Annotated in this window: 8 protein-coding genes; all 8 read left to right on the forward strand. The window is 75.5% G+C overall.

Going from position 1 to position 13,210, the window contains the following annotated elements; genetic code table 11:
• Complete coding sequence (locus tag KJP73_RS03630) at nucleotides 1-8,607, forward strand: SdrD B-like domain-containing protein (RefSeq protein WP_213281392.1); 8,607 nt, start codon at nucleotides 1-3, stop codon at nucleotides 8,605-8,607.
• 485 nt (nucleotides 8,608-9,092) lie between these two features.
• Nucleotides 9,093-9,314: a translation initiation factor IF-1 gene (gene infA / locus KJP73_RS03635; protein WP_013770189.1), complete on the forward strand. Its 222-nt coding sequence runs from the start codon at nucleotides 9,093-9,095 to the stop codon at nucleotides 9,312-9,314.
• Between the two features lie 77 nt (nucleotides 9,315-9,391).
• Entirely contained in the window at nucleotides 9,392-9,505 is a 114-nt protein-coding gene (rpmJ, locus tag KJP73_RS03640) for a 50S ribosomal protein L36 (protein ID WP_013117849.1), read from the forward strand.
• Nucleotides 9,506-9,722: 217 nt separating this feature from the next.
• Nucleotides 9,723-10,103: a 30S ribosomal protein S13 gene (gene rpsM / locus KJP73_RS03645; protein WP_122147671.1), complete on the forward strand. Its 381-nt coding sequence runs from the start codon at nucleotides 9,723-9,725 to the stop codon at nucleotides 10,101-10,103.
• Between the two features lie 100 nt (nucleotides 10,104-10,203).
• On the forward strand, nucleotides 10,204-10,605 hold the full coding sequence (gene rpsK, locus KJP73_RS03650; protein ID WP_213281393.1) for a 30S ribosomal protein S11: 402 nt from the start codon (nucleotides 10,204-10,206) through the stop codon (nucleotides 10,603-10,605).
• A gap of 151 nt (nucleotides 10,606-10,756) precedes the next feature.
• The gene (locus tag KJP73_RS03655; RefSeq protein WP_213281394.1) at nucleotides 10,757-11,767 is read left to right on the forward strand and encodes a DNA-directed RNA polymerase subunit alpha; all 1,011 of its coding nucleotides are present in this window, start codon (nucleotides 10,757-10,759) and stop codon (nucleotides 11,765-11,767) included.
• A gap of 67 nt (nucleotides 11,768-11,834) precedes the next feature.
• The gene (gene rplQ, locus KJP73_RS03660) at nucleotides 11,835-12,374 is read left to right on the forward strand and encodes a 50S ribosomal protein L17 (RefSeq protein ID WP_213281395.1); all 540 of its coding nucleotides are present in this window, start codon (nucleotides 11,835-11,837) and stop codon (nucleotides 12,372-12,374) included.
• Nucleotides 12,375-12,474: 100 nt separating this feature from the next.
• The gene (locus KJP73_RS03665; RefSeq protein ID WP_213281396.1) at nucleotides 12,475-13,209 is read left to right on the forward strand and encodes an alpha/beta fold hydrolase; all 735 of its coding nucleotides are present in this window, start codon (nucleotides 12,475-12,477) and stop codon (nucleotides 13,207-13,209) included.
• The last annotated feature ends 1 nt before the right edge of the window (nucleotide 13,210 follow it).

The raw sequence follows: 13,210 nt of genomic DNA on the forward strand, positions 1-13,210 counted from the left end.
ATGAACCTGCTGCACCGTCTCCGCCGCCCCGCCGTGCTCTCCGCCGTCGGGGCGCTGCTCGCGCCGATCGTCCTCGGCACCGCCGCCGCGCCCGCGACGGCCGCCGGCGACGCCCCGGCGCCGACGCTGCAGGTCACCTCGTTCACGGTGACGGCCGGAGCGGCCGCCGCGAACCCCCAGCCGGCGGCAGACCCGGCCTACGCGTCCGACCTGCAGTACGCGGCGAGCGCGGCGACCGGCACGGTGACGTCGACGTTCGGGTACCGGTGCGCCAGCGACACCGAGGACTGCGTGGACGCCGCGGCGATGGTGGTGCTCGGGCAGCTGCGGCTGACCGGCCCCCTGCCCGCGGTCGACCTCGACCCCACGACCGTCGTCACGTACTTCAGCGACGCCGCCGCCACGACGACCACCGCCGACCCGGCGCAGGCCGCGGCGTTCCGGGTCGCGTTCCGCAGCGCGCTAGACGACGGCGGCACGGGGCTGCGTGCGGGCAGCAACGGCTCGCTGCGGTTCGACTCGGTGCTGGTGGCGCCCTCGGCCGGCGGTGCGCAGACCGGGTCTGCCGTCGCGACCCCGTCGTCGCAGGCCGGCGCCGGGCTGCCGTCCCGGGTCCGGGTCACCGGTCAGTTCCCGGTGAACCTCGCCACGACGACGGCCCTGTCGTGGTCGCGGACGAGCTACCTGTCCGGCGTCGACGACGGCGTCGAGCAGCCCACCAACACCGCGACGGTCGTCGCGACGAGCACCGGGGACCCGGCCGAGCAGCTGACCGTGACCTGGGGCGGCGCCGACCCGTCGCTCCGCCCGGCTGCCGGCACCGCGGGGATGCTCACGGACCTGACGAGCACGGCCGTGACCGGCTGGCCGGCGGGCGCGGCGAGCCTCGTGGTGACCGGGTGGCGCTGGACCGGCGCGTCGTCGGCGACGGCCCAGGTCGCGGTCGGGACGTTCACCCCGGCCGACCAGGGCCGCGACCTGCTCGCCGGCCTGGACGCGGGCACCCGCGCCGGGCTGACCGGGCTGCGCCTGGTGTTCGCGGCGGCCGACGGCACGCTGCTCGACGCTGGGGCCGTGGCGACCACCGTCATCGCGGTCCGCGAGCACGGCAGCGCTGGGTCGACCCCGGTCGCCCGCACCGGCGCCGCCGCGGAGTACGTCACCACCGCCCCGGCCGCGACGTTCGACGTCGCGTCCGACCTCAACACCCTCGCCGTGGCGGGCACCGCGACGTCGTCCGCGAAGCGCGGCGCGAACGTCACGGGCGCCGCCGCCGTCACGCGCGGGTTCCGCGTCTTCGACCCGCGGGCGTACGCGGGCTCGGCGACGTCGCTCCGGGGCCTGTCCGCCGGGACCGTGTACGGCGGCGGCTACGTCGTCGCGACGGCGGCCGGGACCAACTGGTCGCGCCGCGCGGTCGAGCAGCTCGAGCTGGCCGTGCCGTCCGCGGCGTCCGACGTGACGGCGACCAACGCGGCGCTCGACCCCGACCTGCCGGCGCTCGACGCGCGCGTGCTCGGGACCGGCCTGACGTTCGCGGGCTTCGGCGCGGCGCGCAGCGGCGCGGCGGGCGACGGGTCCGGGATCGTCGTCTCGGGGCTCACCGGTCCGGCGCAGCTCGTGCTGGCGGTGCGGACCTCGAGCGGCCCGGCCGGCTCCGTGGTGCTCGACGCCGCGGCGCCCGTCGTGCCGACCGGCGCGGCCTCGTTCGGCCTGACCGACTGGTCGCAGGTGACCGGGTTCACCGCGACGCTCCGGAGCGCGGACGGCACCGGCGCGCCCGTGCCGATGGGCGCGTCCGTCGCCGTGCCGTACCTGGTGCGCGCGGCGACCTCCGCTCAGGCGCAGACCTACGCCGCGCACACCACGGCCGCGACGGTGCTCGGCGGCACCCGGTCCGCGCTCACGCCCCGCACGGCGCAGAGCGGCAACCGCCCGGTGACGGCCGCGACGGTGGCCGTCGCGGTGCCGACCGTCGGCGTCGACGGCACCAAGTACGTCGCCGAGCCGTACGTCCCCACTACCGCGGGCAGCACCGTGACCGCGATCCTGGAGGCCGTGGCGCGCGCCGGCGCGAGCGGGCACCTGCCGGACACGCTGACGATCGAGGACAGCGCCAGGGCGGCGACCTCCTCGAGCGCCACCGGCGCGGCGTGGTGGAACGCGTTCCGGCCCGTCTCCGTGGACCCCGGCGCACCCGCCGGCGTGACCGCGACGGTGCAGTACTACACCAACACCGGCGGCGCCCCGGCGTGGCAGGACTACGCCGGCGACCGCGCGGACCTGTCCGGCTCCGACGCGTGGCGCGGCATGCGCGTCGTGGCCGTGCGGGCCGACGGCACGACGTTCGCCGACGGCACCGTCCTGCGCACCCGCATCACGTTCGCCGTGCGGGACGCGGTCCTCGACACCGCGGCCTGGAAGGACGGCGCCGTCCCGCGCAACGTCGCGGAGATCACCTCGTCGGCGACGATCGAGGGCAACGTGGTCACGAGCGTGGTCCGGCGGCCCTCGGACACGGTGTCGGTGCTGGGCGTCGCGGCCGGCGCCGGCGCTCCGGCGCTGCTGAAGACCCTGAGCCGGCTCGACGGGACGGAGGGCACGGCGCAGACGACGACGGCCACGCTCACCTGGGGCACCGGCGGGAACGACCTCGCCTCGGCGACCGTCGCGGACGGGAACGGGCTCGCCGACGGGCAGGGCACGCCCGACGTCGGCGGTGCCGCGAGCTTCTTCGACACGTTCGACCTCACGGGGATCACGCCGATCACCTCCGGCGCGTCCCCGTCGGGCGTGCACGACCCGTACCTCGTGTTCGACCAGGTGACCGACGTGCGCGTGTACGACGCCGTCGCCCGGGAGTGGCACTCGCTGCGCACGCAGAAGTGGGACGGCACCGGCTGGGTCGCCGTGGGCGCCTCCCGCGACGACGTCCGGTTCACGAGCGGCGCCGCGGTCGGCGCGTTCCCCTACAAGGGGTCGTTCCCCGGGCTGACGGTCAACGCGTCGCTGCAGGCCCGGGTCGGTGGCGTGCAGCTCGTGTACGAGGCCCGGACCGACGCCGAGCGTGACGCGCTGCCTGCCGGTGACTGGCGCCGCGCCCTGCTGCCGACGCTCACGCCGGGCGCCGTCGCGTCGACCGACGGCCCCGCCCGCCCGGTCGCCCTCACGCTGGCCCTGCGCGACACCTCGCGGGCGACGGGCACGCCGGTGAACAACGCGTTCCGCTACACCGGGACCGCCGCGGGCACCGTCGTGAACTCCGGGCGCGTCACCGGCTGGACCGGGCCGGGCGGCACGGGTGACGACCTCGACCTCGGCGGCCCCGTGAACCCGGTGGGCCAGCAGACGTTCACGGTGCAGCCCGCGTCCCTCGGCGTGACGGCCACCAAGACGTGGCTCCGTGACGAGAACGGCACGCCGCTGGAGCCGAGCACCGACCTGGACGAGCTCGCCCTGCCCGTTGAGGGCCAGGACGCGCCGGCGGACCAGTGGCCGACCGCCACGCTGACGGTCACGGGCACGAGCACCTCCACGACCCGGGTGGACGCGCTGACCCTGACGGAGCCGAGCGGGATCGACCGCACGGCCACGCTCGACCCGGCCGCGCTCGACCCGTCCGCGCCGTTCGCCCGGTTCGCGATCACCCGCATCACCGGTGTCACCACCGCCGCGGCCGTCACGGGCGCCACCGACGCGCAGGTCGTGCTCTACCGGTGGACGGCGGAGGACGGCGTCACGGCGTCCGCGCCCGTGCCGGTCGCGACCGCGCTCGGCTACGACGCGACCGCGCTCGCCGACGTGGTCGGCGTCCAGGTCCGGTACACCGGCCGGATCCAGGCCGACAGGACGGCCCGCCTCACGCTGGCGACGCGGCTGCTGCCGCAGAACCGCGTCAGCGGCCTGGCAGTGTCGGCCGACACGGTCGTGACGAACGACGTCGAGGCGACCGTGTCCGACGCGCGCGTCTGCGCGGACGAGACCGGCAGCCCGACCGCGGCGACCGGCTGCACCGCCGCCGTGCGCGCCGCTGAGGCGAGCGCCACCACGACGGTCCGCGAGCCGGACGTGCAGGCGTTCCCGGCGCTGGAGGTCACGCCCGTCGACGTGCAGCGCGACGCGACCGTGCCGACGGTGACCGCCGTCCTGTCGACCCAGAACTTCGGTCTGACCCCCGCGGACGCGCTGCTGGTGACCGACGCGGACCCGCGCTACTTCAACGCCGTGGCCGCGCGCAGCGTGCGCGTCGACCGGGTGCCCACCGGCGCGGAGCGGGCGGACCTCGAGGTGCTCGTCGCCGGCGCGGACCTGGAGATCGGGGCCGACGGCACGTACGACGGCGCCCGCACCTGGCGCGCGTGGGGGAGCGGCGCGCTCGGCACCACCTGGGACCTGGCGACGCTGGCGGCGGCGCACGGCGCGACCGCGGACGACGTCGTGGGCGTGCGGGTGCGGTTCGTCGACACCGACCAGGACCGGATCACCGCCCCCGGCCAGGGCTTCGGCGAGGCGACGCTGGCCGGCGTGCTGCGCGAGGAGCTGCGCACCGGCGGCCTGCCGAGCGCCGTGGGCGCGGACGGCTGGCGGTACGAGGGCGCCGAGGAGCACGCGACCAACCCCGGTGAGACGACGCGCGGCGTGGTCAGCAACCACGTCACGGCGCAGGCGCTGCGGGACGGCCTGACCTCCACCGAGCAGACGACCGCCGACGTCCCCGTCGCGGTGCACGCGGGGAGCGCCACCGTGCGGGTGCAGAAGGCCGAGCTCGACGTGGCCCCGCGCAAGCCCGGCGACGCGGTCCGGTACCGGATCACCGTCACCAACACCGCCACGGGGACCGGCGCTGCCGACCTCACCGGGCTGGTCGTGACCGACCGGCTCCCGGAGGACGGCTCCCTGGTCTACGGCACGGCGCCCGACGGGCAGCAGCCGTGGACGGTGCAGGGGCCCGGCGGGACCCCGAGCCCGCTCGCCGCGCCGGTCGTGCAGGCGGACGAGTCGGCCGTCGTGCTGACGTTCGGCGCGGACGACCGGCTCGCCCCGGGCGCCAGCGTCGAGGTCCTGCTGTGGCTGCGCGTCGCGACCGACCTGTCCACGACCTCCGTCGTGAACACCGCGACGGCCGCGTCGACGTCCCGCCCGCTCGTGGCCGCGCCGTCGGGGTCGGACGGCGGGACGGGCTGCGCGCCCGGCACCTACGACGTTGACGCGGCGGCCTGCCTCGTCCGTGCGGCGGCGCTGACCATCGGCGGCGCGAACGTGTACGTGTCGGAGGAGTGGGTCCGCGACGCCGCGCCCGGGACCGGCGCGGTGCGCACCACGCCCGCGAAGCCCGGCGCGCCCAGCGCGTGCGCCCCGCGCGGCACCGGCGTGGACGCCGACTGGTACCGCTACCCGTGCTCGGTGGTCTCGACGGCCGGCGCGACGACGCAGTGGCAGGTGCAGGTCACCAGCCGCGCCAGCATCGCCGCCGACCGGCTCGAGATGGTCGACATGCTGCCGACCGTCGGCGACTACCCGGCGATGGACGGCAGCGCGTCGGGGAGCCGCGGCAGCGCCTGGCGGCCGGTGTGGGACGGCCACGTGCCGACCCTGGTGAGCATGGCGGGCCTGCCGGCCGGCGCGACGCTCGCCGTGTACACGACCACCGCCGACTACCGGGCGGGCGGTCTGCCCGCCAGCGCGGACTTCGACCCCGTGCCCGGCACGTGGAGCAGCACCCCGCTCGCGCCGGGCAGCACCGTGCCGGCGGCGCAGGCCGCCCGGGTCACCGGCTTCAAGCTCGTCGTCACCTTCGCGGGCGCGGACAAGCTGTCGTCGGGCGAGTCCGTCCGCGTCGGCTGGTCCATGCGCACGCCGCTGACCGGCGCCCCGAAGGAGGCGGACACCTGGAACTCGTTCGCCTTCCGGGTACCCGCCGACGCCGGCGCCGGCCGGCCCGTGGACGTCACCTCCGTGCCGCTGAAGGCGGGCGCCCGGTACGCCGTGGCGGTCGCCACCGGTGACCCCCTGGTCGCCGTCGGGGACCGGGTGTGGCTCGACCTCGACCGCGACGGCGTCCAGGACGCCGGCGAGGACGGCGTGCCCGGTGTGGTCGTCGACCTGTACCAGGGCAGCGGCGCCGCCGCGGGCTGGGCGGCCGAGACCACGACGGGCGCCGCGGGCGACTGGCTGGTGGACGGCCTGCCCGCCGGCACCTACCAGGTGCGGCTCACGCTGCCCCCGGCGCTCGCGGCGCAGTACCGGTTCACCGGTGCCGACGCCGGCTCGGACGACCTGGACTCCGACGCCGTCCTCGACGCGGACGGCGCGCTGATCGCCGACGTGGTGCTCGGCGCGGGCGGGCCGGGCACGGTCGCCGTCGCCGCCATGCCGACCGCGTGGCAGGACGCGCACCCCGGCCTCGCCGCGACGCACGTCGACGCCACCCGCGACGCCGGGCTGCAGTGGCGGCCGCTGGCCGTGGGCGACACCGTGTGGTTCGACGCGGACCGGGACGGCCGCCAGGATGTGGGCGAGGACCCGGTGCCCGGCGCGACCGTCCGGCTCCTGGCCGCGGACGACGCGGTGGTCGGCTCCACGACCACCGCGGCCGACGGCCGGTACCGGTTCGACGCGCTCGACCCCGGGACGTACCGGGTCGAGGTCGAGCTGCCGGACGCGCTCGCGGGGCGCTGGACGTTCACCGGCGCGCTCGCCGGGGACGCCACCGGCGACTCCGACGTGGTGCCGGTGACAGCGCGGCTCGGCCGCACCGCCGCGTTCACGCTGACCCCCGGGAGCGGGCTCGTCACCGTGGCGGAGCTGGCCGGGGACCCGCTGTGGGCCGCGGCCGACGCCGACTACGCCGACCCCAGCCAGGACGCCGGCCTCGCGGAGCGCCCCGTGCGTGTCGGTGACCGCGTGTGGGTCGACCTGGACGACGACGGCGTGCAGGACGCCGGCGAGCCCGGGCTGCCCGGCGTGGTGCTCACGCTGACCGACGCGCTCGGTGCTCCGGTCACCGGCACGGACGGTGCGCCGGTCGGGCCGGTCACCACCGACGCCGACGGCCGGTACGCCTTCACCGGCCTGCTCCCGGGTGCCTACACCGTCACCGTGGACGCTGCCGCGTCGGCCGCCGCGCTGGCGCCGTACGTCCCGACGCCCGCCGGGACGCCCGGCGACCCGGCGACCGACTCCGCGACGGGCTCGGCCACCTCGGCCGTGCTCGTCGGCGGCGGCGCGGACGACACCCTCGACTTCGGCTACCGCCCGCTGCGGGCGCTGGGGGACCGGGTGTGGCTGGACGCCGACCGCGACGGCAAGCAGGACGCCGGCGAGGACGCTCTGCCGGGCGTGACGGTCCGGCTCCTCGACGGGACCGGGGTCGTGCTCGCCACGACGGTCACCGGCGCCGACGGCACCTGGCGGTTCGACCTGCTGGAGCCGGGCACGTACCGGGTCGAGCTCGAGCTGACCCCGGCCGACGCGGCCCGGTACACGTGGACCGCACCGCGCTCCGGCACGGCTCCGCGCGCCGACGCCGACTCGGACGCCGAGGACACCGGCACGCCGGGGACCGGGCGGACCGCGGCCATCACCGTCGGACCCGGCGCACCGGGACTCCGCGCGGCCACCGCGGCGGACGGCGTCACCGCGGCGTACGTGGACAGCACCTGGGACGCCGGCCTCGTCGAGCGCTCCGTCTCCGTCGGGCACCTCGTGTGGTTCGACGCCGACGAGGACGGGATCCAGGACGCAGGCGAGCGCGGCCTGCCGGGCGTCGTCCTGGAGCTCCGGACCCCGGACCTGCGGGCCGTCACCGCCGCCGACGGCACCGAGGTGGCAGCGGTCACCACGGACGCCGACGGGCGGTACGCGTTCACGGGCCTGCTGCCCGGGGAGTACGTCGTGCGGGTGGACCGCCTGGCGTCCGCGTCGGCGCTCGCGGGGTACGCCCCGACCGTCGCCGGCGCGGGGACGGACCCGGCGGCGGACTCCGCCACGTGGTCGGCCCCGTCGCGGCAGCTCGTGGGCGGCGAGGAGGACACCACCCTGGACTTCGGGATGGTGCTCGCGGACGACGTGCAGCTCGCGCTCCGCAAGACCGCCGTCGCGCGCACCGCGGACTCCATCACCTGGGACGTGACGGTGGCCTCCACCGGCACGCAGGACGCCTACGCCGGGTTCGCCGTCGTGGACGCCCTGCCCGGCGCCCTGTCGTTCCGGACCGCGTCGGGCACCGGCTTCGCGTGCACCGCGGTGGGCCAGGTCGTGACCTGCGACCACGACGGCTCGCTGCCGGCGGGGGAGACCGCCACGGTCCGGATCGTCACGGGGCTCACCGCCGCGGACGCCGACGTCACGAACACCGCGACGGTGGACGTGACGGGCCGGGGGTACCTGTTCGAGGTGCTGGCCGCGCAGGACGTCGCCTGGAGCGAGCCCGGTCCGACCGGCCCTGCCGACCCGGCCGACCCGGCGGCGGACCTCGCGGTCACGGGTGCGACGCCGGCGGCGCCGCTCGGGGGTGCCGCGGCGCTGATCGTGCTCGGCGCGGCGCTGCTGGCCCTCGCGGGCTCACGCGGCCGGCTCGGCAGCGGCTCCCACCGGCACCGGGCCTGACGCGCGGGGACTGCGCCCGACGGACGGGACTGCGCCCCGAAGCCGGGACTGCGCCCCGTAGCCGGGACTGCGCCCGGCAGCCGCGACTGCGCCCCGTAGCGGGGACTGCGCCCTCCAGCGGCGACTGCGCCTCCTGCAGGGGGCGCAGTCGCCGCCACGGGGCGCACACCGCGTCGCCGGCGAGGCGGCGGACGGGAAGAAGCTGGGCGGCCCGGGCGTTGGGAGCGGTGTGCCGGAGTGCGGCGCGTCCGCTGACGGCCGCCGCCACGGTTTCTCCCGCGAGGCCCGATGGCGTATGATCGTCCGTTGGGTGTGCGCCCTGTCGCTGCTGCACGTCCCGCCCGAGCCCGACCGCTTCCGTGGTCGTGCCGTGCGGGTGGACCGCGGCGCAGGCCACGGGGCACGTCCACCACCTCCCGCCCGCCGGTCGTGCCGGCGGACACGGGGCGTGGACCGGAAGTTCAGGACAAGAGTTAGCGGAGGACATGGCGAAGAAGGACGGTGTCATCGAGATCGAGGGCAGCGTGGTCGAGGCTCTGCCGAACGCGATGTTCCGCGTGGAGCTGACGAACGGCCACAAGGTGCTCGCCCACATCTCGGGCAAGATGCGCCAGCACTACATCCGGATCCTCCCGGAGGACCGGGTGGTGGTCGAGCTGAGCCCGTACGACCTGTCCCGCGGGCGCATCGTCTACCGCTACAAGTAAATCGACCGAACGAGCATCGCCGTCGGCCACGCCCCCGCTCGCGGGGACGAGGTGCATCGGCGGCGGAGGAACAGGCCATGAAGGTCAAGCCCAGCGTCAAGAAGATCTGCGACAAGTGCAAGGTGATCCGCCGGCACGGTCGCGTCCAGGTGATCTGCGAGAACCTGCGCCACAAGCAGCGCCAGGGCTGAGCACAAGAGCCCTGCCGCCGCTCGGCACCTGATCGAGCAGCAGCACCCGGCCGCTCCCTGACCCCAGGGGACGGCCACCAGCGCACCGCCGAACCGGCACCGCACCCGCACGACGGGATCGGACCGGTGAACCCCTGGCTCGGAGGCCGGGGCCCGCAGCCAAGCGGGAGGACGGTGCGGCAGACCTCCGAGGAGAAGTACAGGAGCCGGAAGGCACATGGCACGTCTTGTCGGCGTCGACCTCCCCCGCGAGAAGCGGCTCGAGATCGCGCTCACCTACATCTACGGCGTCGGCCGTACCCGCGCCCAGCAGACGCTGGCCGCGACCGGCATCAGCCCCGACGTCCGGGTCAAGGACCTGGACGACGCCCAGCTCGTCACGCTGCGTGACTACCTCGAGGGCAACTTCAAGCTCGAGGGTGACCTGCGACGCGAGGTCGCCGCGGACATCCGCCGCAAGGTCGAGATCGGCAGCTACGAGGGTCTGCGTCACCGCCGCGGGCTCCCCGTGCGCGGTCAGCGCACGAAGACCAACGCGCGTACCCGCAAGGGCCCGAAGCGCACCGTCGCCGGCAAGAAGAAGGCCGGCCGGAAGTAGCCCGACCGCGGCCCGCCGAGCCCGCGCCCTCACGGACGCGCCGGCCGAGCCGCGTCGGACACCCGACCTCACCTGAGCAGCAGCGAGAGAGAACGAGCAGATGCCTCCCAAGACCCGCAGTTCCGTGCGCAAGCCGCGCCGCAAGGAGAAGAAGAACGTCTCCCACGGCCAGGCGCACATCAAGAGCACCTTCAACAACACGATCGTCTCGATCACCGACCCGAGCGGCGCCGTGATCTCCTGGGCGTCCGGCGGCGACGTGGGCTTCAAGGGCTCGCGCAAGTCGACCCCCTACGCCGCGGGCATGGCCGCCGAGGCCGCCGCGCGCAAGGCGCAGGAGCACGGCATGAAGAAGGTCGACGTCTTCGTCAAGGGCCCGGGCTCCGGTCGCGAGACCGCGATCCGCTCGCTGACGGCCGCCGGCCTCGAGGTCGGCTCGATCCAGGACGTGACGCCGCAGGCCCACAACGGCTGCCGTCCGCCGAAGCGCCGCCGCGTCTGACACCCCGTAGCCGGGCCGCCACGGGCGGGGGAGCGATCTCCCGCCCGTGCGCGGTGCCGGCCGGTCGTCCGGGTGGACCGAGACCCGAGGCGGCCAGCGAGTACACCTGCGCTGCGTCATATGGCGGACGCACGCTGAGAGGAACCCCGAAGTGCTCATCGCACAGCGCCCCACCCTGACCGAAGAGGTCATCTCGGAGTACCGCTCGCGGTTCTCCATCGAGCCGCTCGAGCCGGGCTTCGGCTACACGCTCGGCAACTCCCTGCGCCGGACCCTGCTGTCGTCCATCCCGGGCGCGGCCGTGACGAGCATCCGGATCGACGGCGTGCTCCACGAGTTCAGCACGGTGCCGGGCGTCAAGGAGGACGTCACCGAGATCATCCTCAACATCAAGAACCTCGTCGTCTCCTCGGAGAACGACGAGCCGGTCGTGATGTACCTGCGCAAGCAGGGTGCCGGTGAGGTCACCGCGGCGGACATCGTCCCGCCGGCCGGTGTCGAGGTGCACAACCCCGACCTGCAGCTCGCCACGCTGAACGAGAAGGGCAAGCTCGAGATCGAGCTGACCGTCGAGCGCGGCCGTGGCTACGTGTCGGCGAACCAGAACAAGTCGTACGAGGCCGAGATCGGTCGCATCCCCGTCGACTCGATCTACTCGCCCGTCCTCAAGGTGACCTACAAGGTCGAGGCGACGCGTGTCGAGCAGCGGACCGACTTCGACAAGCTCATCGTCGACGTCGAGACCAAGCCGGCGATCACCCCGCGGGACGCGCTCGCCTCGGCCGGCAAGACCCTGGTCGAGCTGTTCGGCCTGGCCCGCGAGCTGAACGTCGAGGCCGAGGGCATCGAGATCGGCCCGTCGCCGACGGACGCGGCCCTGGCCGCCGACCTGGCGCTGCCGATCGAGGACCTGCAGCTGACCATCCGGTCGTACAACTGCCTCAAGCGCGAGGGCATCCACACGGTGGGCGAGCTCGTGGCACGGTCCGAGGCCGACCTGCTCGACATCCGCAACTTCGGTGCGAAGTCGATCACCGAGGTCAAGGAGAAGCTGGCCGAGCTGAACCTGTCCCTGAAGGACAGCCCGCTCGACTTCGACCCGAGCGCCGCCGCGTACTACGACGGCGACGAGGGCGACTTCACCGAGGACGAGCAGTACTGACGCCGGGGAGGCGGCGCGTGGCTGACGCGCGCCGCCCGCCCATCACTGGAACCAAGGAGTAAAGACCATGCCTACGCCCACCAAGGGTCCCCGGCTCGGTGGCGGCCCGGCGCACGAGCGGCTGATCCTGGCCAACCTGGCCACGGCGCTGTTCGAGCACAAGCGCATCACGACGACGGAGGCCAAGGCCAAGCGCCTGCGCCCCCTCGCCGAGCGCCTCGTCACGTTCGCCAAGCGCGGTGACCTGCACGCCCGCCGCCGCGTCCTGACCGTCGTCCGCGACAAGTCGGTCGTCCACGAGCTGTTCGTGGAGATCGCCCCGCAGATGGCCGAGCGCCAGGGTGGCTACACCCGCATCACGAAGATCGGCCCCCGCAAGGGCGACAACGCGCCGATGGCCGTGATCGAGCTCGTCCTCGAGCCCGTCTCGCCGAAGCAGGCCGTCGTCCGCGAGGCCACGAAGGCCGCCGCGAAGGCCGCGCCGAAGGCCGAGGAGGCGCCGGTCGAGGAGACCGCCGCCGACGAGACCGTCGAGGAGACCACCGAGGCCCCGGCCGAGGAGTCGACCGCGACCGAGGCGACGACCGACGAGGCCGACAAGGCCTGACCGATCGGTCCGCACCGACAGGGCCCGGTCCGCGAGCTGCACGCTCGTGGGCCGGGCCCTGTCGCGTCCCCCGGGGAGCCGGCGGGTACGGTCGGGGGGCATGAGCGTCCCTGTCGTCCTGGTGCACGGGCTGCGGACGTCCCGCACGATGTGGCGCGCGCAGGTCGAGGCTCTGGAGGCGTACGGCTCGCGCGCGGTGGCGGTTGACCTGCCCGGGCACGGGGAGCGGCTCGGGGAGCGGTTCACGCTCGACGGAGCGGTGACGGCGGTCGCCGACGGGGTGGACGCGGCCGGCGGGCGCGCGCTCGTGGTCGGGCTGTCGCTCGGCGGGTACACCGCGATCGCCCACGCCGCCCGGCACCCGGATCAGGTGGCGGGGCTGGTCGCGGCGTCGTGCTCGACCCGGCCGCTGGCCGCGCTGGTCGACGGGTGGGCGCTGCTGGCCCGCGGGATCGCGCGGCTGCCGGACGCCGGCGCGGGGCTGAACCAGGGGATGGTGGACCGGGTGCTGCCCGTCGAGGGCGCCCGGGACGTCGCCGCCGGCGGGTTCGCGCTCGACGTGGTGGACGACGCGCTGCGGGCGATGCGGTCCGCGACGCCGGTCGAGGACCTGGCGGCGGTGGAGGCGCCGGTGTGGCTGGTGAACGGGCGCTACGACCACTTCCGGGGCGAGGAGCGCCGGTTCCTGCGCGCCTGCCGGGACGGTCGCCTGGTGATCGTCCCGGGCGCGACGCACCTGGTGTCGCTGGTGGCGCCGGTGGGGTTCACGCGGGTGCTGCTCGACGCGGTCGACGCGGTGACGGCGCGGGAGCGGGACGCCGCGCCGCGGCGCTAGA

Source organism: Cellulomonas hominis (assembly GCF_901521055.1).
Lineage (GTDB): Bacteria > Actinomycetota > Actinomycetes > Actinomycetales > Cellulomonadaceae > Cellulomonas > Cellulomonas endometrii.

Coding starts and splice junctions, on each gene's coding strand:
- KJP73_RS03630 (WP_213281392.1), top strand. CDS start 1: ATGAACCTGCTGCACCGTCTCCGCCGCCCCGCCGTGCTCTCCGCCGTC.
- infA (WP_013770189.1), top strand. CDS start 9,093: ATGGCGAAGAAGGACGGTGTCATCGAGATCGAGGGCAGCGTGGTCGAG.
- rpmJ (WP_013117849.1), top strand. CDS start 9,392: ATGAAGGTCAAGCCCAGCGTCAAGAAGATCTGCGACAAGTGCAAGGTG.
- rpsM (WP_122147671.1), top strand. CDS start 9,723: ATGGCACGTCTTGTCGGCGTCGACCTCCCCCGCGAGAAGCGGCTCGAG.
- rpsK (WP_213281393.1), top strand. CDS start 10,204: ATGCCTCCCAAGACCCGCAGTTCCGTGCGCAAGCCGCGCCGCAAGGAG.
- rplQ (WP_213281395.1), top strand. CDS start 11,835: ATGCCTACGCCCACCAAGGGTCCCCGGCTCGGTGGCGGCCCGGCGCAC.
- KJP73_RS03665 (WP_213281396.1), top strand. CDS start 12,475: ATGAGCGTCCCTGTCGTCCTGGTGCACGGGCTGCGGACGTCCCGCACG.